17 protein-coding genes are annotated in these 20,184 nt (G+C 62.6%); 9 read left to right on the forward strand and 8 right to left on the reverse strand.

Going from position 1 to position 20,184, the window contains the following annotated elements; all coding sequences use genetic code 11:
- Positions 1-21 precede the first annotated feature (21 nt).
- Positions 22-1,218 (forward strand): CaiB/BaiF CoA-transferase family protein, encoded by a 1,197-nt coding sequence (locus tag DBV08_RS24635; protein WP_124569431.1) that lies wholly within the window; start codon positions 22-24, stop codon positions 1,216-1,218.
- Here the strand turns inward: DBV08_RS24635 and DBV08_RS24640 are convergent.
- Positions 1,215-2,444 (reverse strand): acetyl-CoA C-acetyltransferase, encoded by a 1,230-nt coding sequence (locus tag DBV08_RS24640; RefSeq protein WP_124569432.1) that lies wholly within the window; start codon positions 2,442-2,444, stop codon positions 1,215-1,217. The two genes, DBV08_RS24635 and DBV08_RS24640, sit on opposite strands and share 4 nt — an antisense overlap.
- A gap of 309 nt (positions 2,445-2,753) precedes the next feature.
- Here DBV08_RS24640 and DBV08_RS24645 point away from each other — a divergent pair, with 309 nt between their 5' ends.
- On the forward strand, positions 2,754-3,944 hold the full coding sequence (locus DBV08_RS24645; RefSeq protein ID WP_124569192.1) for an acyl-CoA dehydrogenase family protein: 1,191 nt from the start codon (positions 2,754-2,756) through the stop codon (positions 3,942-3,944).
- A gap of 72 nt (positions 3,945-4,016) precedes the next feature.
- Here the strand turns inward: DBV08_RS24645 and DBV08_RS24650 are convergent, their stop codons facing one another.
- Positions 4,017-5,687: a chitobiase/beta-hexosaminidase C-terminal domain-containing protein gene (locus DBV08_RS24650; RefSeq protein WP_124569193.1), complete on the reverse strand. Its 1,671-nt coding sequence runs from the start codon at positions 5,685-5,687 to the stop codon at positions 4,017-4,019.
- Positions 5,688-5,868: 181 nt separating this feature from the next.
- Here DBV08_RS24650 and DBV08_RS24655 point away from each other — a divergent pair, with 181 nt between their 5' ends.
- Entirely contained in the window at positions 5,869-6,759 is an 891-nt protein-coding gene (locus DBV08_RS24655) for a LysR family transcriptional regulator (protein WP_124569194.1), read from the forward strand.
- On the opposite strand, the gene DBV08_RS24660 is transcribed toward DBV08_RS24655, so the two are convergent.
- Positions 6,693-7,637, reverse strand: coding sequence for a LysR family transcriptional regulator (locus DBV08_RS24660; RefSeq protein ID WP_080909919.1), 945 nt, complete (start codon positions 7,635-7,637; stop codon positions 6,693-6,695). The genes DBV08_RS24655 and DBV08_RS24660 overlap by 67 nt on opposite strands.
- Positions 7,638-7,824: 187 nt before the next feature.
- On the opposite strand from DBV08_RS24660, the gene DBV08_RS24665 reads away from it, so the two are divergent.
- Genes DBV08_RS24665 through DBV08_RS24690 form a run of 6 tightly spaced genes read left to right on the forward strand, consistent with a single transcriptional unit; the run spans position 7,825 to position 13,913 of the window.
- On the forward strand, positions 7,825-9,384 hold the full coding sequence (locus DBV08_RS24665) for a long-chain-fatty-acid--CoA ligase (protein WP_124569195.1): 1,560 nt from the start codon (positions 7,825-7,827) through the stop codon (positions 9,382-9,384).
- Complete coding sequence (locus DBV08_RS24670) at positions 9,381-10,427, forward strand: MBL fold metallo-hydrolase (protein WP_124569196.1); 1,047 nt, start codon at positions 9,381-9,383, stop codon at positions 10,425-10,427. The genes DBV08_RS24665 and DBV08_RS24670 overlap by 4 nt, the downstream gene beginning before the upstream one ends.
- 37 nt (positions 10,428-10,464) lie before the next feature.
- A complete protein-coding gene (locus tag DBV08_RS24675; RefSeq protein ID WP_095973148.1) occupies positions 10,465-11,226 on the forward strand; it encodes a crotonase/enoyl-CoA hydratase family protein in 762 nt (253 codons plus the stop codon).
- A complete protein-coding gene (locus DBV08_RS24680; protein WP_124569197.1) occupies positions 11,223-12,035 on the forward strand; it encodes an enoyl-CoA hydratase/isomerase family protein in 813 nt (270 codons plus the stop codon). The genes DBV08_RS24675 and DBV08_RS24680 overlap by 4 nt, the downstream gene beginning before the upstream one ends.
- A gap of 30 nt (positions 12,036-12,065) precedes the next feature.
- Positions 12,066-12,968 (forward strand): LysR family transcriptional regulator, encoded by a 903-nt coding sequence (locus tag DBV08_RS24685; protein ID WP_124569198.1) that lies wholly within the window; start codon positions 12,066-12,068, stop codon positions 12,966-12,968.
- Between the two features lie 3 nt (positions 12,969-12,971).
- On the forward strand, positions 12,972-13,913 hold the full coding sequence (locus DBV08_RS24690; protein WP_124569199.1) for a LysR family transcriptional regulator: 942 nt from the start codon (positions 12,972-12,974) through the stop codon (positions 13,911-13,913).
- On the opposite strand, the gene DBV08_RS24695 is transcribed toward DBV08_RS24690, so the two are convergent.
- The 5 genes from DBV08_RS24695 to DBV08_RS24715 all read right to left on the reverse strand — a co-directional run bounded on the left by DBV08_RS24695 (position 13,910) and on the right by DBV08_RS24715 (position 20,104).
- Positions 13,910-14,815, reverse strand: coding sequence for a nitronate monooxygenase family protein (locus DBV08_RS24695; RefSeq protein ID WP_206028855.1), 906 nt, complete (start codon positions 14,813-14,815; stop codon positions 13,910-13,912). The two genes, DBV08_RS24690 and DBV08_RS24695, sit on opposite strands and share 4 nt — an antisense overlap.
- Before the next feature lie 53 nt (positions 14,816-14,868).
- On the reverse strand, positions 14,869-16,524 hold the full coding sequence (locus DBV08_RS24700) for a class I adenylate-forming enzyme family protein (protein WP_185564929.1): 1,656 nt from the start codon (positions 16,522-16,524) through the stop codon (positions 14,869-14,871).
- Between the two features lie 41 nt (positions 16,525-16,565).
- Entirely contained in the window at positions 16,566-17,330 is a 765-nt protein-coding gene (locus DBV08_RS24705) for an SDR family NAD(P)-dependent oxidoreductase (RefSeq protein WP_124569201.1), read from the reverse strand.
- Between the two features lie 54 nt (positions 17,331-17,384).
- Positions 17,385-18,515: a thiolase family protein gene (locus DBV08_RS24710; protein ID WP_095973154.1), complete on the reverse strand. Its 1,131-nt coding sequence runs from the start codon at positions 18,513-18,515 to the stop codon at positions 17,385-17,387.
- A 134-nt stretch (positions 18,516-18,649) separates the two neighbouring features.
- A complete protein-coding gene (locus DBV08_RS24715; protein ID WP_172436749.1) occupies positions 18,650-20,104 on the reverse strand; it encodes an MFS transporter in 1,455 nt (484 codons plus the stop codon).
- Between the last annotated feature and the right edge of the window lie 80 nt (positions 20,105-20,184).

The raw sequence follows: 20,184 nt of genomic DNA on the forward strand, positions 1-20,184 counted from the left end.
AATTCAAGGGTGACTACTGACATGGGACAGCCGAACTCGGATCTTCCGCTCGACGGAATCACCGTGGTTGCACTCGAACAGGCGGTGGCGGCACCGCTCGCCACCAGACATCTCGCGGACATGGGTGCGCGGGTGATCAAGATAGAACGCGTCGGCGAGGGCGACTTCGCGCGTCACTACGACCAGGCGGTTCACGGTCAGGCGTCACACTTCGTGTGGCTCAACCGTTCCAAGGAATCGATCGCTGTCGACGTGAAGTCGGAATCCGGCCGGCAGATCGTTCTCGATCTTGTCGCGCGCGCAGATGTGTTCCTACAGAATCTGGCTCCCGATGCAGCTGCGCGACTGGGATTCGGCGCGGAGGCACTGCGCGAGGAATTCCCTCGGCTCGTCGTGATCGACATGTCCGGCTACGGCAGTGCCGGTCCACGGCGCGAGCGCAAGGCGTACGACATGCTGGTCCAAGCCGAGACCGGAATGATCTCCGTGACCGGCACACCGGAGACGGCCACCAAGACGGGTATCCCGGTCTCGGACATTGCCGCGGGAATGTACGCGCTGACTTCGATTCTGAGCGCCTTGTTCCGTAGAGAGCGAACGGGTAAAGGAGCGCTCGTCGAGGTCTCGATGTTCGATTCCACCGTCGAGTGGCTGGGGCATCCGATGTACATGAAAATGTATGCGGACAAGCAGATTCCGCGCGTCGGTCTCGGCCATGCCGCGATCGTTCCCTACGATTCGTACCCCACGAGCGACGGCGAGATCCTGATCGGCGTCCAGAACGACCGTGGGTGGCGTGCACTGATGGTGGACGTGTTCGAGCGCGAGGATCTGGTCGATCATCCGCGGTACCGCACCAACATCGTGCGCGTCGAAAACCGCGGCGAGGTAGACGAATTGGTGGGTTCGCTGACTCGTCTGTACTCGACGGCGGACCTGGATCAGCGTCTGGCCGCCGCCGGTGTTCCGGCCGCAGCACTCAACGACATGGCCGGTCTGCTGGAACATCCGCAGCTGGAGAAGCGGGCCAGGTGGCGGTCAGTGGGCACCGAGAACGGTCCGATCGATGCCGTGCTGCCTCCGATGACGTACTCGGATGTCGAAATGCGTATGGGTGACGTTCCGGCGCTCGGCCAGCAGACGGATTCGCTACTGGCCGAGCTGGGACGGACGGGCGACCAGATCGCAGACCTTCGCCGCGGCGGATCGATCGGTTAACGCTTCTCACGTCGCAGGTTCTCGAACACCGCTGCAATCCCTTGTCCACCACCGATGCACATGGTCTCGATCCCGTACCGTGCCTGGCGTCGGTCGAGTTCGCGCAGCAGATTGGCGAGTATCCGCCCGCCGGTAGCGCCGACAGGATGTCCGAGCGAGATCCCGGAACCGTTGACGTTGAAGCGCTCCTCGATGTCCTGCGCGCTCAATCCCCAAGCCTTGGCGCACGCGAGAACCTGTGCGGCGAAGGCCTCGTTGACTTCGATGAGGTCGATGTCGCCGAGCGACAGGTCGACACGGGAGAGGGCTTTCGCTACCGCTGGCACCGGGCCGATGCCCATCCGGTTCGGCTCCACACCGGCGACGCCCCAACTGACCAGTTTCGCGAACGGACGCAGGCCCAGTCGTTCGGCGTTGGCCGCAGTGGTGACGATGGCCGCAGCTCCGGCGTCGTTCTGGCCGCAGGCGTTTCCGGCGGTGACTGTGGCTTCGGGGTCGACGCGACCTCGAATGGGGCGCAGTGCAGCAAGATCGGACAGCTGAATCCCCCGGCGCGGATGCTCGTCGCGGGTGACGACTGTCTGCTCACCACGGCGCCCGAGCACCGAAACGGGAATGGTCTCGTCGTCGAAGTACCCGCTGTCCTGGGCGTGAACGGCCCGTTCGTGCGATCGCACCGCGTATAGGTCCTGCTCGTCGCGGGTGATCGAGTACTCGCGGCGCAAGTTCTCGGCGGTCTCGATCATGCCGCCTTCGACCGGAAAGTTGACTCCGCCGGAGTTCGTGCGCGGTTTGGCCAATCGGTCGTGGAACTCGACGGAAGGGCGCTTTGTGCCCCAACGCATGTCGGTGGAGTAGAACTCGGTTCCGCTCATGCTCTCGGCGCCGCCGGCGATGACCAGATCACTCATCCCGGTCTGTACCTGCATCGCGGCGTAGATGATCGCCTGCAATCCCGAACCGCAACGGCGATCGAGTTGTATTCCGGGAACGGACACGTCGAGACCGGCGTCGAGTGCCGCGATTCGCCCGACGGCCGCGGCCTCTCCGTTGGCGTAACCCTGACCGAAGATGACGTCGTCGACATCGGCGGACGCAATGCCGGTTCGTTCGACGAGGCCACGCACAACAGTGCTGGCGAGTGTGGTGACGGGAACGTCCTTGAAGACTCCGCCGAATCCGCCCACCGGGGTGCGAACGGGTTCACAGATGACTGCGTCGTGCATGGAATGTGCCTGTCTCGAGGAGAGGTGGGGAATGCGTCGCGTGAACGGGCCGATCGAAGGGCCCACCGCGACCTGCTCACTCGAATATCCAGCACGCGTGGCGCGGTTGTCAACAGCAGGAATGACCTGTTCGGACATAGTTTCCGCCATACGGTTCGTATGCGAAATCGACTTTGACACATATACCGTTCGGGGATTGAATGGATGCAGCGTCTCTGCCGCACACACGTCGTGGTGGGATGAAAGTTCCTGGAGTCGAATCAGTTTCGTCGACAGGAGAGCACAAAGTACCGACTGACAGGTGGAACAGTGACTCGTTTGGCGCAGACGGCGGGATTGACCGAAACCCAGACCGATATCGTCGGGGCGGTACGCGAGTTCGTCGATCGGGTGGTCATCCCCGCGGCGCAGGAACTCGAACACACGGATACGTATCCGACCGACATCGTCAAGCAGATGAAGGACATGGGCCTGTTCGGTCTGACCATCGACCCCGAGTACGGGGGTATCGGCGAATCACTGCTCACCTACGCACTGTGTGTCGAAGAGCTGGCCCGCGGATGGATGAGCGTGTCCGGTGTCATCAACACCCATTTCATCGTGGCCCACATGATTTCCGCGCACGGGACGCCGGAACAGAAGGCGAAGTACCTGCCGCGTCTGGCTTCCGGGGAGATTACCGGCGCTTTCTCCATGTCGGAGCCCGCACTGGGCTCAGATGTTGCTGCGATATCGACCAAGGCAAAGCGCACGGAGTCCGGCGATTACGTGATCGCCGGGCAGAAGATGTGGCTGACCAACGGTGGTTCGTCGACGTTGGTGGCAGTCCTGGTCAAGACGGACGAGGGTGCGGAGAAGCTGCACAATAATCTGACGACGATATTGATCGAGAAGCCGGCAGGTTTCGGTGAGGTACTCCCGGGCCTGACCATTCCGGGCAAGCTCGAGAAGATGGGCTACAAGGGAATCGACACCACCGAGATGATCTTCGACGGTTTCGAGATCGGAGCGGAAGAGGTTCTCGGTGGCACCCCTGGCTTGGGATTTCGGCACATGATGGACGGCGTCGAGGTCGGCCGGGTCAACGTCGCCGCTCGCGCGTGCGGAATCGCCCAGCGTGCTTTCGAACTGGCTGTCACCTACGCCAAACAACGAGAGACGTTCGGCAAACCGATCGCCGAACATCAGGCCATCGCATTCCGGATCGCCGAGATGGGCACCAAAGTCGAAGCGGCCCATCTGATGATGGTCAATGCTGCCAGACTCAAGGACTCGGGCGAGCGCAACGACGTCGCAGCAGGTATGGCGAAGTATCTGGCGAGCGAATTCTGCTCGGAGGTCACACAGGACAGTTTCCGCATCCACGGCGGGTACGGCTACTCCAAGGAATACGAGATCGAGCGGTTGATGCGTGAGGCACCGTTCCTTCTGATCGGTGAAGGCACCAGCGACATCCAGAAGCAGATCATCAGCAAGGGCCTGCTGCGCACCTACAACTGAGCCGAGAAGCGGCACCGCGAACATGCGCGGTGCCGCTTTGTCGTGTCAGATCAGTAAGCGGACGGGTAAAAATCAGCGGGTGAAGGCCAGAGTCGTCACCGGTGACCGGTTACCGTATGCGTCAACGGCTTCGACACGGGCTTCGTATGCTGTGCCCGCTGCTGCATCGGGAATCGGAATGTCGAGGCTGTTCGGTCGTGGCATGAAGTAGAAGTCGGAAAGCACCTTCGACGAGACGACCTTCGCCCCGGTGGCTGTGTCCGTGATCTCGACGGCATAGTGATGGACCATCTGGTCGTCCTTCGCCTGCGCGATCCGTAGCGCTGCTTCACCGTTCGCTCCGGTGCTCACCGAGAGCGGGGTGGCCGTGGTGAATTCCGGTGCATTCGTGTTTCGTGCACCGGAGGTGTAGCGGAAGTTGTCCTTGATCTGCTGGTTGGTCGACCCGTCGAGTTCGACCGTCCACCCCGAGCCGCTCAGCGTGCCCGCGCTCGAGTACGGCGGCTGCCAGTTGGCCGACCACGCGCCTCCGGTGTAGATGTCGTGCTTGTCTGCCGCCATGTTGATGCGGTTGATTTCCGTGCGGTCCTGGTAGACCTCCACGAAGAGTGCTTGGGCAGTGGGTGATTCGAAACGGTTCGCGAGACCGGACTCGGTCACCATCTGGTAGCCGTGATCGATCTCGATGTACGACATCGAGCCGTCGTTGACCGACGTGAAGTCGCGCTGATGGATCGACCGGTCGTCGTTGTTGTTCAGGTGCGAGTGCCCGGAGAAGAAGATTGCCTGAGGGAAGGCACTCAAGTCTTCGGTCAGTCGAGGATTCGACGCCTGTTGGCCGTCCATGGCTGTATTGCTTGCCGGCCGGTGTCCCTGGACCAGGATCGGCTTGGTCAGGTTTCCGGATTCCGCGGTGATTTCGGTCAGGCGGGACTTCAGCCAATTACGTTGCGCTGAATCATTGTTGTATGTCTCGGTGTTGACCGTGAAGAGATGGACACCGCTGACGTCGGATTCGTAGTATCCGCCACCGGAATCCGGGAACCACTCCGCCGGATATCCGGCTCTGATCGCCGCGAGACTTGCATCGTGATTGCCGTTGGAGATCAGGAGTTGTGTGTCGTTCATGCCCTTCCTGGCGAGGTTTGCCTGGAAGATTTCTGCGACGATCTTGTGGTCGGGCCCCTTGCCGTCTCCGTTGTCGTTGATCATGTCGCCGTTGGAGAGGATCGCGTCGGGTTTCGGGAAGATGGAACCGATTGTGTCGAAGAAGCTTTCGTACTTCTTGTCATTGTTCGCGTGATCGCCGACGTGGACGTCGGACATCACGACGACCTGAGCCAGCGGCTTTTCCGAGGTCTTGATCAGGTAGCCGAACGAGACGGCCGCGCTCGCGTGATCGCCGCGGAAAGCGGCGACAGTGACGTTGGTGTCCTGTGCGATCTGCAACGGACGTCCCGGTGTGGCAGCTTGGCTGTCGGTGGTGGGTGTCGTTCCGTCCAAGGTGTAGCGGACGGTGGCGCCGCGCTCGGCGGTGAAGGTCAGGTCGACGGGGTGCTCGTACCGTCCGCCGGGGACGCTGACGCCGGGAGCTGCGGGTGGCGTGTTGTTCTCGCCCGAAGAGCTACCCCATTCGAAGGACGAACTGCCCCAAGTGGGTTCGGCGTGGGATTCGGCGGGGGCGATGCCGGGAACGGCGAGAGCCGCGGTCACGGCTGCTATCGCGATGGTCGTACGTCTCACGAGGATTCCTTGTCTTCGACGCGGTGGTTCAGACCCATACGTAATTGGTCTGGACCAATTACGGTAGGTGGCGCCGGGTGGAAAAAGGTGTGTCCTGTATGTCCGACTAGTGAAGCGTGTATGAACACCGTCCGCGCTTGCCTGCGGTACTGTCGGCCGCGCTTGTGGCAAAGTCGATGCCGTGGACCTACGTCAGATCGAGTACTTCCTTGCCGTTGCCGGTGGGGAGTCCTTGTCGACGGCTGCGCAGAATCTGTCGGTCACCAAGCCGTCGCTGTCGCAGGGTATTCGTGGTCTCGAGCGTGAACTCGGAGTCGAACTGTTTCACCGAGTCGGTCGTGGCTTGGTTCTGACGGCGGCAGGTCGGGCGTTGGTAGGGCCGGCGAGGCAGATGATGCGCAGCAGTGCGGCCGCATTCAACGTCGCGATCGGTACGGCCGACGAGCCTCGTGGGCGGCTCGACATCTGCTCCGCGGCACATGGTCTCGAAGGTCCGATCGCACGCATCGTGGCGGACTTTCGTGAGCGATGGCCTGCTGTGACCGTTCGGGTCGGTGAACTGCCGCAGGATGCATCGTCTGAGCAGGTGTTGGCAGACGGCGCATGCGAGGTGGTCTTCAGCTATTGGCCACCCGACATGTCGGCGCGGTCCACGAAAGTGATCGGGGTGAACGAATACTGGCTGGCAGTGCCGTCGGGGGTTCATCCTGGCGTCTGGCCGAATGGTGTGAAACCCGCTGCGGGAGAGCCGGTGTCATTGACGGCATTGCCCGATCTCCCCGTGGTGGGTGTGCTCAAACACTCGCGGGCGCGGCTAGCCATCGAGTCGTCCCTGCAGGCCGCCGGGGCCCGGACTCGGATGTCGACGGAGTTGGCGCAGCGGGAGACCGTCGGCGCGTTCGTCTTTGCGGGTTTGGGTATGGCATTCATGGAGCGTTCGTTGGCCGAGAGATCGGTCGCGTCCGGCGCGGAGATATTTCCGGTGGAGCCCGCAATCTCACTGAATTACGGCATCGAGTTCGATCCGGAGACGCTCTCGCCGTTGGGCAGGCTGTTCGTGGACGGCTTGTGACGTGTGGAGACGTTCTCGATGTACGCAGACCCGGCCGGCGAGAGCGGGCCGTCGCGGTAGACCAAGATCGTCTGCCGCGTGATCGGCGGGAAAAGCGAGCGAACCTCAGATGCTGGGGAGTCTTGTTCGGCGATCGATCTGGGCAGCAGCGCGGCGCCTACACCTTGCCCGACCATTTCCCGGACGGCAAGGCGATCAGGTACTTCCACGACGACGTTGGTGAGCTCCAGATCGTCGTCGATCGAATGCCCGCGCCGAAATGTCGATGCCTCGACCACCATCGGCAGGCGCGCAACCACGGCGCGCGGAACCGGATCGGGTAGGTCTGTGGCCAGGCGAACGGGGATCGACAAGACCGTTTCCTGGGTACTCACGGCAATTTCTCGAAGCCCGTCGGAGACATCGGTACTCGGGTGGGTCTCGAGAAACCCGAGTTCACACGTACCTGCTCTGACCATCGCGCGCACGTCCTGTGCGTTCGGGACGGCGTTCGTGGAGAACCGAATTCCGGGTGCCGTCAGATGGAGGCGTCCGGCGACCTCTGCAACAGGGTCGATGGCAAGATCGGACTGAACAGCTATGGCGAGTTCGCCGGCGCGTAAAGCGGTTACTGCGGCCACCGCGGCTTCGGCCCGAGCAACGTCGGCGAGCAGCGCACGTGCAGAATCGGTAATTGCCAGTCCGACTGTGGTGGGAGCCAGACCGCGAGTGGTGCGCTCGAAGAGTGTGGCTCCGAGTGCTCGTTCGAGGTTGCGTACGGCCTGCGAGAGTGACGGTTGCGAGATACGCAGGACGTCCGCGGCGGCGGTGACGCTGCCGTGATCGACGACGGCGACGAGATACTGCGCGCTGCGTATGTCCATCCCGGGTGCCTGCATCTGGCAAATTCTCCCAGATGACCGGACCTTGGCGGCGGTGACTTGCTGCGACCTGCAGACATAGGTCTCAGCTATGGCTCTGTGCGCCTTCTCGTCTTTGTGGCGCAGGCCATAGCGATGGTCGACTGTTCCAGTACCACCGACCGCGGTTCGTGCTCGGTGAGTACCTGGAACACAGGAGCGTGATGTGAGCGAGCTTCACCTACCCAACCGGATACGCCACTCGGCGTCGACACGGCCGTCCGAACCGGCGATCACGTGCGGCGACCGAACTTTGACATGGGCTGAGCTGGATGGCGAGACCAGTACCTTGGCGAGCGCGCTGGCAGAAGTGACCGCTGCCGGTGCTCGCGTCGGTGCGCTACTGCGGATGGGGCTCGAAGGTGCGGAAACCTTCATCGCGTGTGCGAAGGCGGGCGCAGTGTTCATCCCGTTGAACTGGCGGCTCAACCCACTCGAACTCGTCGACATCGCCGAGGACGCGGAGCTCGACGTCTTGATCGTCGATGACGAGTTCGCCGCGGGGGCGGCGGCGATGTCCTCAGCGTTGCCGGAGATCGAGGTCATAACCGTGGGAGCTGCAGGGGGCCTGCCGGATTCGCGAACCTGGGCGGAGTTCGTGACCTCCGGGAACGGCGTCGACCCCGGACAGGGGCACGATCCGGACGCAGCAGTTCTGCAGCTGTACACGTCCGGGACAACCGGCCGGCCCAAGGGCGTCGTGGCCACGCACCGGAATCTGTACAACGAGCCCGAGGGGTTCGATGTCTACGAATTCGGTTCGAATGCAGTCGCACTCGACGCACTTCCCCTCTTTCACATCGCCGGTGCCGGCTGGATGAGTACGTGCTTGTCGGCCGGGGTCCCTTTGGTGCTGCTCGGAGACCTGGCGCCGGCTCAGGTCGCTGATGCCATCGCGACTCACCACGTCACCCACGCATTTCTGGTACCTGCCGTCATTCAGACGCTGGTAGATCTGCCCACTCTCGACAGTTTCGATCTGACCAGCCTGGAGGTGGTCGCCTACGGGGCGTCGCCGATCACTCCGGCGCTCCTCGCTCATGCGATGACCGTCTTGAAGTGCAAATTCGTCCAGCGATACGGGATGACCGAGACAACGGGATCGGTATCCGTCCTTCGTGCTTACGACCATCACGTAAGCGGACCGCGTTCGGAGTTGCTCCGCTCTGCGGGAAAACCGATGATCGGCGTCGAGATCTCCATTCGAGACGTCACCACTGGTGAGGAATTGCCGCCCAACAATTCCGGTGAGATCGTCGCGCGCAGTAGAAACAACACTCGCGGGTACTGGCGACGTGAACGTGAGACCGCCGAATTGTTCACCCACGACGGCTTCCTCCGGACGGGGGACGCCGGCCATCTGGACGACGAGGGGTATCTGTTCGTCACCGACCGACTCAAGGACATGATCATCACCGGCGGTGAGAACGTCTATCCGATCGAGGTGGAATCCGTTCTGGCCGAACACCCCTCGGTCGCCGAGGTCGCGGTGGTCGGGGTTCCCGACAAGCGCTGGGGTGAATCCGTCACCGCGGTGGTCAAACTGGTCGACGGTGCCGACATGCCAAGCGTCGACGAGTTGATCGCTTTCAGCACAGCGAAGTTGGCGTCGTACAAGAAACCTCGCCAGATCCATTTCGTGGACTCCCTACCTCGCAACGCGAGCGGAAAACTGCTCAAGTCGAGCCTGCGGACCATGCTGAACGCGAGCGGAGAAGCATCATGATCGTGACCGAAGACGTCGGTGTCGCACAACGTGAGGCGTGGGCGAACAAAGTTCTTCCACCGGTGGAACAAGTGCGGGACGGATTGTGGTCGATCCCTGTTCCCATGCCGGACAACCCTTTGCGCTACGTACTCGTCTACGCACTCGCGCTCGACGACGGACTTGCCCTCATCGACGTCGGCTGGGATCACGAACAGTCGTGGCAGGCTCTCGTCGACGGCATTACATCGATCGGATACCACGTTTCCGAAGTGCGCTATGCGGCAATCACCCACCTGCATCCCGATCACTTCGGCCTGGCACCGCGTCTTCGGCAGGTCAGCGGCGCGACGCTTGCGATGCACGTGGCCGATGCGACGCTCCTCGGATACCACGGTCCCGAGCAGACCCGCGACGACATCACCGGCTGGAACCTGCAGTTGTCCGAACTCGGTGCACCGGCCGAAGTGCTCGACGCGTCTCGGGTCGACCTGGTGCGGTTCGCTGAGCACGAAACCATCGACGTTGTTCTGGGAGATGGGGATTCACTCGACCTACCCGGTTGGAATCTCCGGGCCCAATGGACACCGGGGCACACTCCCGGACATCTCTGCTTCGTGGAAGAGGACAGAGGCTTGTTGTTCAGCGGCGACCACATGCTGCCGAGGATCAGCCCGAACATCTCCACGATTCCCGGTGAACTCGAGAACCCGCTTCATCGTTATCTTCTCTCGCTCGAGGCGACGACGACACTGGGCGAATGCGAAGTGCTTCCGGCACATGAATATCGATTCCGTGGGATCGCCGATCGTGCACGTCAATTGATGGGGCACCACGAGGAGCGATTGGCGGAGATCGTGGCTGCGGTGCAGGCTGAGCCCGAATCCACGGCCTGGGAACTCTCGCGCACGATCTCCTGGTCTCGTCCGTTCGACCAGATGTCGCCGCGACTACTTCGCTTGGCAGTTCGCGAAACCCATGCTCATCTTGTTGTTCTGGCCAAGCGGGAGATCGTGACACCGTCCGGCGGCACGCCCGTGCGCTGGAGTCTTCGCGCGCAGTGACCTTTCAAGAATCTCATCACGGAAGTAGGAACCGAACATGAGCGTCGTGCTCACCGACTTCGCCGACGGCGTTGCCGTCATCACCCTCAATCGTCCCGAGGCCAAGAACGCGGTCAACCTGGACCTCGCAAAGGCACTTGCAGCCGCGATCGACGAGTTCGAGGAACGGTCCGATCTCACCATCGGCATTCTGACCGGAGCCGGTGGAACCTTCTGCGCCGGTATGGATCTGAAGGGTTTTGCCCGCGGGGAGCGACCATCGCTGCCGGGTCGTGGATTTGCCGGTCTGACCGAGTCTCCGCCGTCGAAGCCGCTGATCGCAGCCGTCGAAGGTTGGGCACTCGCCGGCGGTTGTGAACTGGCCTTGGCGGCCGACTTGATCGTGGCATCCACGGACGCGAAATTCGGCCTGCCCGAGGTGAAGCGGGGGCTTGCCGCGGCGGCCGGCGGACTCCTACGTCTGCCGAAAATTCTCCCGTACCAGTTGGCCATGGAAATCGCGATCACGGGGGATCCGCTCAGTGCCACCGTGGCGCATCATCATGGCTTGGTCAATCGGCTCGCCGAACCGGGACAGGCGTTGACCGTCGCACGCGAGCTTGCGGCCCGAGTAGCGGCAAACGGTCCACTGGCTGTGCGCGCGACCAAGCAGGTACTGGCAATGTCCGCCAAGTACACCGATCCGGACGCCTTTGTCGCGCAACGCGAATTCATCGATCCGGTCTTCACCTCACGTGACGCCAAGGAAGGCGCCACGGCATTTGCCGAGAAGCGCTCTCCCGTGTGGAGCGGTTCATGAGTGCCGAGACGATCGAGCGCGCGGCCGTGAGCATCGAACGTGACGGTGCTGTCGCGACGATTGTTCTCTGTCGGCCGCAACGCCGCAACGCTCTCGATCTCGACGCCTGGATCGCTCTACGTGAAGCAGTCCTCGAACTTCAAGAGGACTCGCAGATTCGCTCTGTGATCCTGACCGGCGCGGACGGGACCTTCTGCGCGGGATCCGATCTGGACAAGCGTGGCTCGTCGCACCCGCTCGATCGCATGCGTGTCATCAACGCAACGGCGATCGCACTGGGCGAGTTTCCCAAGCCTCTGGTGGCGAAGGTCGACGGGTTTGCCGTCGGAGCCGGATGGAACATGGCGTTGCTCTGCGACTTCGTCGTGGCAGCCAAGGGTGCGAAGTTCAGCCAGATCTTTGCCAAACGGGGGTTGTCTGTCGACTTCGGGGGTTCGTGGATCCTGCCGAGACTGGTCGGCCTCCAACAAGCCAAGCGACTGGTGATGCTCGCCGAGACGATCGACGCACAGGAAGCCTACGAGCTCGGGTTGGTGACGTATCTGGTCGAACCGGCCGAACTGGACGAACACACGTCCACACTGGCGCAGCGGCTCGCCGCCGGTCCGCCGGCCGCACTGAGTCAGTCTGCTGCGATGCTCGAACATCACACCTCACTCTCGTTGCGGGAAGCCTTGGACAACGAGGCGAGGGCCCAGGCGGTCAATTTTGCGACGGATGCTACCGACGCGGTTCGTGCCTTCGTGGAAAAGCGGGAGCCGGTCTTCACCGGTGAGTGGGCCGTACCCGGGGTAACTCGGGTGGAGTGAGCGTCAGATCGCTGGTCGTATGATGGATGAGTGGATCTGCACTTCGTTACCTACTTCGTCGCTGTTGTCGACCACGGTGGGATAACGAAGGCCGCTCAGGCTCTCTACATTTCGCAGCCCTCGCTGTCACAGGCAATTCGCACGCTCGAGCGTCGACTCGGCGCCACGCTCTTCGACCGGACCGGTAGGCGGTTGGTTCTTACCGACGCGGGCCGCACGTTCGATCTCGCGGCCAGGAGAATCCTTGCCGACGTCGAGCGCGCGAAGGCGAAAGTGACCGCCGTTCGCGAACTCGAGTTCGGCCGGGTGGACGTCGTCTCGTACTCGGCGTTCTCGATCGATCCGATGGTCGAGTTGGTCAGGCGATTCCGCGCCAACTTCCCCAAGATCGTCGTGCGCGTTCTCGACACGTACGGCCCGGCCGGGGTCGACAATGCGTTACGGCGAGGGTCGGCCGAGGTCGGCGTCACCGATCTGAGTATCGGGTACGAAGGTTTGGTCACGGCTCCGATTGCCACTCAGGAGTTGGTACTCGCCACCCATGCGTCGTTGTCCGGCCGGCTTGCAGCGCCGTTGACGGATCCGGTTCCGCGAGCGCTCTTGCACAGTTTGCCGCTGGTGGTCGATCTCGGTGATCAATCGAATCAGTTCCGGGGTCTACTCAGCGAAGGCGCCGAAAACGTAGTCGTGGACTGCGTCCATCCTGTGACCACGTGGGAACTCGTGCGTCGAGGGATCGGCGCCACTGTCGTGCCGAGAAGGGTTGCACAGCAGCAGATGACAGACGTCGGCGCCTTCTCCTTCGATCCGCCGCTGACACGCGACGTCGGCATCGTCTATCGCTCGGGCGAGCAATCTCCGGCAGCCGCTGCATTCATCGCGACGGCTGCGGAAATGGCTTCCTCCGCCGTTCCGTCCGAGGAAGAGGAGTGAACTGTGGAGTTCCGGCAGATGGAGTACTTCCTCGCGGTCGTCGAGAACAAGGGGATCAACGGCGCCGCAGCGGCTTTGGGAGTTGCTCAGCCGACCGTGTCACAAGCGTTGCGCGGGCTCGAACGTGAACTGGGAGTGAGGCTGTTCCATCGCATCGGGCGCGGCATGGTGCTCAGTGCGGCCGGTCGCAGCCTGGTCGGCCCGAGTCGACAGGTCCTGCGAGACGTAGCTGCGGCGGCTGAACAGTTGACGGCATCCGATGGCGCCATCGTCGGTCGCCTCGACATCATGGCTTTCCCGGCACTGACCTCGGGGACGATCGTCGATCTGATTGCGGAGTTCTGTCGACGGTATCCGCAAGCACGAGTCAGATTCTCGGAACTCGAGCGTGAGGACAATCTGGAAAGTCTCATCCGGGACGGCCACTGCGAATTCGCGGTGGCTCATCTGCCACTGGAGGCGGGAGAAGGCCTCGAGATCGTCGAATTGGGGGAGCAGGAGTACCGCCTGGTCTACCCGGCGGGAACCGAACTACCCGAGGGGCCGGTACGCCTTTCGGAAATGCCGGAGATTCCCATGGTGTTCGTTCCTCGCGGGGCAGCGATGGGTGACGCGATAGAAGATTCGATCCGAAAGGCCGGTACCAGAACGGAACTCGCGGTGGTGACCGAGCAACGGGAGTCGCGGCTCCCGATGGTCATCGCCGGGCTCGGCGGTTCGTTGGTCGAGCGCTCGGTGGCCAAATCGATGCCAGGTCAGGTGGTGGAACGGGCCTGCGAGCCGAGATTCCTGCGTGCGTACGGTCTCACCTTCGACCCCTCGACACTGTCGCCGGTGGGACAGGTATTCGTGAACCTGGTCCACGAGTACCTGTCCGACGAATCCCTGCCTGACGAATCCCTGCCTGACGAACGCCTGCCTGACGAACGCCGGTCACAGCACTAGAGTCGGCAGATACGTTCTCGAGCGGCAGCGTACTCGGCGGCGAGACGCTCTACTACTGCATGCGTCGGAAGGACTGCGTCGATCGCTCCGATGCCCTGTCCGGCGCCCCAGATGTCACGCCACGCCTTGGTATCGGTGTCGGTGGTCGCGAAACTCATTGCGGATGGATCGGATTCGGCCAGGTTGTCGGGGTCCAAGCCGGCGGCAACGATGCTGCCCCGCAGGTAGTTTCCGTGTACTCCGGTGAACAGGTTGGAATAGACGATGTCGGAGGCCCCTGAACCCACGATCATCTCCTTGTACGCAGGATCCGCATTGGCCTCTTCGGTGGCGATGAAAGCCGAACCGACATAAGCAAGGTCGGCACCGGCCGCGAGCGCAGCGAGAACCGAATCGCCATGAGCAATGGCACCCGACAGCAGTAGCGGACCGGCGAACCACTCACGAATCTCACGAATCAGGGCAAACGGCGACTGCCTACCGGCATGACCACCAGCCCCGGCAGCCACCGCGATCAGTCCGTCGGCGCCCTTCTCGATCGCCTTGCGTGCAAAACGATTGTCGATGACGTCGTGAAGGACGATTCCACCGTAGGCGTGGACTGCGTCGTTGATGTCGGTGCGAGCGCCGAGGGACGTGATGACGATCGGAACCTCGAACTCGGCGATGGTCGCCAGGTCCTCTTCCAGGCGGTTGTTGGACCGGTGGACGATGAGGTTGACGGCAAATGGCGCCGACGGATTCTCCGGGTGCTCACGATCATGTTCCTCACGAGCCACGGTGATCAGTTTGAGCCAATCCCGAAGTGCCGACTGCGGACGAGCATTCAGTGCCGGGAAGGACCCGATGATCCCGGCAGTGCACTGCGCGATGACGAGGTCAGGAGTCGAAATGATGAACATCGGTGAAGCGAGAACCGGGACACGCAGTTGCGACGTCAGGTCTGCGAAGGTCGTCACCTGGAACCGCCTTTCTGATCGACGGATTCGAGAAGTCTCGAGCGGAGGTCGGTCTTGAGGACCTTACCGGCAGCCGATGTCGGGAGGAGTTCTACCTCGACGACTTCGCGAATCTTCTTGTACGGCAATACCTGCTCGGCGACAAACGCTTTGATCTGCTCGGCGTCGAACTCGGCGCCCGGAATCATCACCACGAAGGCTACGGGCTCCTGGCCGGTGCTCCCCACTTCGCGGCCGACGACCGCAGCAGTCGAGATCGCCGGGTGCGAAACCAGAATCTCTTCGAGTTCACGCGGATAGACGTTGTACCCCTTGTAGATGAGCATGTCCTTTGCCCGGTCACAGATGAAGAGATATCCGTCCGAGTCCAGGTACGCGATGTCTCCGGTATCCAACCAGCCGTCGACGAACTGTTCTGCGGTGGTTTCCGGGTGTCCGAGATAGCCGTCGGTGACCTGAGGTCCACGCACCCACAGTTCGCCGCGTTCGTTCTCGCTCAGAACAGTCTTTCGGTCGAGCTGATCGCGAATCTGGATTTCGGTGTCGAAGATCGGGAGGCCGACGCTGCTCTGCCGGTACTGCGAGCCGTTGATCAGCGGAGCGGCCGTGACCACACAGGTGGCCTCGGTAAGCCCGTACCCCTCGACGACGAGCGCTTTGGGAAATGCCCGGCGGAGTGCGGCGAGGGTGACGCTGTCGATCGGGGCAGCGCCCGAAGAGACGACGCACACGCTGTCGGTGTTGCGCACCGTGGCGTCGGGATGAACCGACAGTGCGTGCCACATGGCGGGAGACCCGGTGAGATAGGTGGCCTCGTGCTTTTCGATCAGCTCGAGCATGCGGCCGGGTTCGAACCGACCGGCAAATACCTGGGTGAGACCGGAAATCAACAGGAACGACGTGTTGAGCAATGAATGTGCGTGGAAGAGAGGTGAGACGACGATGGTCGCCCCGGTCCCCGGCGTCGGACCGAGCACGTCGAGGCCTTCGATGCGTCGAGGCGTGACGAGACCGTCAGGACCTGCTTCCAACTCGTGCCCGGTTCTCCACCCACACATCTGCGTGATGTTGCCGACGACGTTGCGGTGAAGAACACGAACACCTTTGGAGACTCCGGTGGTTCCGCCGGTGAACGCGATGTGTGCGATGTCGTCGCTACGAACGGAGGCAGGGGTGAATTCGGTGGGTAGATCGGCGATGAAGGTGTCGAACGCGACGACCGACTCCGGTGTATCGAGCGTGCCCTCGGTGTCCTGAACCATCACGATCGTACGTACGGAGGTTCCTGAAGAGGCTGCAAGCAGTACGTGCAGCTGCGAACTCTGAGTGACCGCAGCAACGGCGGACGTCTCCTCGATCTGCTTGCGCAGTCCGAGTTCTGGCTGCAGCGGGTTGACCAATGTCACGGTCGCCCCGGCCTGCAGGCAGCCGTAGTAGGCCTGCAGGAACTCGACACAGTTCCCGAGATGTAGCAACACGACATCGCCGACGCCGACCCCAGCCCGCCGCAGTGCACCGGCGAATTGCGCACTGCGCTGACCGAGTTCGCGGAACGTGCACGTGCGCTCGCCGTCCACGACGGCGAGGCGATCACCGTACAGTGCCGCCATGCTGGGTGCCCAGTACGCCATGGTCGTATCCGGGTAGTGCATGTTGTGGCGCAGTTGTGGATTGGCGATCACGCTGGCGCCCGTCACCGGGGAGCCATTCGGATAGCGCCGTCGAGTCTGATGGTTTCGCCGTTGAGATAGCCGTTCTCGAGCATCGAGACGGCGAGCTGGCCGAACTCGTCCGGGCGACCCAGCCGTGAGGGGTTGGGAACCGAGGCTTCGAGGGCCGTGCGCACGTCTTCGCGCAGGCGCGCCAGCAGGGGAGTGTCCATGATGCCGGGAGCAATGGTGTTGACGCGGATTCCGCGGCTGGCGAGATCGCGGGCAGCGGTGACCGTCATACCGACGATGCCGGCTTTGGACGCTGTGTAGTTGATCTGACCGATCTGACCTTCGAATGCTGCGACCGACGCCGTCATGATGACGGCACCTCGCTCACCGTCCACGGCGTCGAGTTCCGCCATCCGTTCGGCGCCGAGACGGAGTGCGTTGAACGAACCGACAAGATTCAGCTTGACGACGAACTCGAAATCTTCGACCGATCCGGCTTTTCCGTCCTTGTCGAGAATGCGCATGCGACGTCCGGCACCCGCGCAGTGGACGACGCCGCGAAGGCCGCCGCGCTCGTGCGCCGCGTCGAGTGCTTCGGCGAACTGTTCGCTGTCGGTGACGTCGGCCGGGGCGAATTGTGCGGCAGCTCCGAGATCGGCCGCCACCTGCTTACCGTCGGACGAAGGCAGATCGATCAATGTGACCTGCGCTCCGGCGTCGAGCAGTCGTCGAGCGGTAGCCAGGCCGAGACCTGAAGCGCCGCCGGTGATCGCGGTGGAAAGTCCCTCGAGTTTCATGAATCAATTCTTCTTTCCTGCTGGATGACGTGTCGGCCCGAAAGCGTTGTCGGGTCAGATCAATTCGAGAATGGTCGCATTGGCCATGCCGCCGGCCTCGCACATCGACTGGAGTCCGTATCGAATTCCGTTGTCGCGCATGTGATGTGCCAGGCGAGTCATCAAGATCGCGCCGGATCCGCCGAGTGGGTGGCCGACCGCGACAGCGCCGCCGAGAGGATTCACACGATCGATGGCTGCGCCGGTTTCAGCCTGCCAGGCAAGGGGGACGGGGGCGAATGCCTCGTTGATCTCGAACGCTCCGATGTCGTCGATGGACAGGCCGGAGCGATCCAATGCCTTTGCGGTGGCGGCAATCGGACCGGTAAGCATGATGACCGGGTCGTCGGCTGCGACCACTGCGGTGTGAATACGGACGAGCGGCTTCCACCCGCGTGCGCGGGCGTACTCGCTGGTCGTGACGAGTGTGGCGCCCGCCCCGTCGGAGATCTGAGAAGAGTTGCCGGCGTGGATGACACCGTCGGCGTCGAAGGCCGGGGGCAACTTCGCGAGCGACTCCAGACTTCCACCTCGCCGAATGCCTTCGTCCTGGGACAAGCCGGCGATCGGAGTGATCTGCCCGGTGAATGCTCCTGCATCGGTGGCACGGCCCGCGAGTTCGTGTGAGCGGAGGGAATATTCGTCCAGAGCCGTTCGAGTGAGTGCCCATTTCCGGGCCATCATCTCGGCGCCGGTCCCCTGGCTGAAACTGTCCACACCGTAGCGTTCGAGTACCGAAGCCGGGAAATGCTCACCGTTCTTGCTGGCGGTTCCCATCGGAACTCGCGACATCGATTCGACGCCTCCGGCTACGACCACGTCGTTCTGCCCGGAGATGACGGTGGCCGCAGCAAAGGAAACTGCCTGCTGGCTCGATCCGCAGGCCCGTGTCAGTGTCACGCCGGGAACGCTGTCGGGCCAGCCGGCGGCGAGTGCTGCTGTACGGGCGATGCTTCCGGCCTGTTCGCCGACCTGACTGACGCATCCCCAGATCACGTCGTCGACCGTCGCCGCGTCGAGTCCGGTCCGTTCAGCGAGTGCACGCAGCACATGTGCAGACAGTTCGGCCGGATGGATCTCCGAGAGGGCGCGGCCGCGACGGCCGATCGGTGTACGTACTGCGTCGACGATGACGGCATCTCGCATGTATCTCTCCTGCTGTTCGTGCCCGGTTCTGCGACTGTGCGGTCGGGGCGTGCCTCGAGTCGATCACGAGCGGGTCGACCCGGCAATGTCTTTCGGTGAATAGCTTTGTTAGCGAATGGCTATACGTGGAGTACTCAGCCGCGGATGAGCTTGCGATCGCGCTCGGGATTGGCGAAGACGAGGACCAGAACCGCGGCGATGACTCCGATGACGCCGATTGCCTGGAAGGACTGGGCGTAACCGTCGGCCGGGGTTGCAGCGTTGTCCACGATGACTCCCGTTGCGTAAGGAGCGATCAGGCCACCGATCGACATGATGGCGAGGAAGAATCCCATCGTTCCGGCAGTCTGCTGCGGCGGGCACAGTTCCGAAATTGCAGCGTTGATGAGCGGGAAGGTGATTGCCGAGAACCCGTAGCCGATCGAGACCATGGCGACAGCGACGATGGGAGTGGAGATCTGTGGCAGGAACAGGAGAATCGATCCGCAGATCAGAACGCCGACGCAGGGAACGATGACGCGGACCGTGCGAGAAGTGAAGCCGCGGCCGATCAACTTGTCCGTGACGGAACCGGAGGTGATCATGAGGACGAGACCGACGATCGAGGGCAGCGCGAACATCGAACCGGCTTGCATCGCACTGTATCCGAGGCCGACCTCGAAGTACGACGGCAACCAGGTGAGAACGACGGTGGTCAGCGCGTAGATGGTGGCGATGAGGAAGCAGCAGCTGACGAAGGTGCGGGAGAGCAGGATCTTGCGCCACGGAACGTTGGGCTCGGTGACCGTCTTCGTGGCTGCCTCGGTTGCTTCTGTATCCGCAGTCTTTGTCGCCTTGACGGCCTTGCTCGTGTACGGGCCCTCGGACCAACCGGCCAACCAGCAACCCATCCACACGAGACCGAGAACGGAGAGCGAGAGAACCGCTGCGCGCCAGCCGTAATGAACGGCGATGAAGGTCAGTACCGGCGCGAGGGCGATCTTTGCCACAGAGGCGGATCCGGCGAGCATTGCGCCGGGAAGGCCGCGCTTGGCCGGCGGGTGCCACGAGTACGCCGCGGTGTGCATCAGCGCCGAGCTGGGACCCTCGGCGAATCCGAGGAGCATGCGCGAGACGATCAACATCGCGAGGCTGGCGCCGAGAACGAGGGGGAGCATGACCACGGACCAGATTGCGGCCAGGATCAACAGTGCCCAACGTAGGGTCAGGTACTTGTTGAGTGGTCCGGCGAGGAATCCGCCGATGCAGAACATCAGGAAGAAGAGCGAGCCGACCATGCCGATTTGCGAAGACTTCAGTCCGAGCTCACGAGCGAGGGGCTGAGCGATGATTCCGAGGACTGCCTTGTCCGCGTAGTTGACGATGTAGAGGAAGACGACGAGCCCGGTCATCGTCCACGCACGCTTGCGGGTACCGAAGACGGGGACTGCTGACGAATCTGGCGTTGCTGTTGCTTCGGGCTGGACGTCGTTACGCTGTGGCGCGATGGGGGTCACGTGGCGTCCCTTCGAGACTGGTGGGCGGATGCGATCGTGCTCGAAGCGCGGCCTCGAAGCGATCGATGGTGTTGTGTTTGCCGGCTGACCCATTCAACGTGTTCTGGATCACTTTGGGCAATGTCGCGTCGATGATCGGAACGATAGCGGTTGCCTATGTATCGCAGGTCAGA

The sequence above is a fragment of the Rhodococcus sp. KBW08 genome, assembly GCF_003852455.1.
In the GTDB taxonomy this organism is placed as follows: Bacteria; Actinomycetota; Actinomycetes; order Mycobacteriales; family Mycobacteriaceae; genus Rhodococcus_F; species Rhodococcus_F baikonurensis.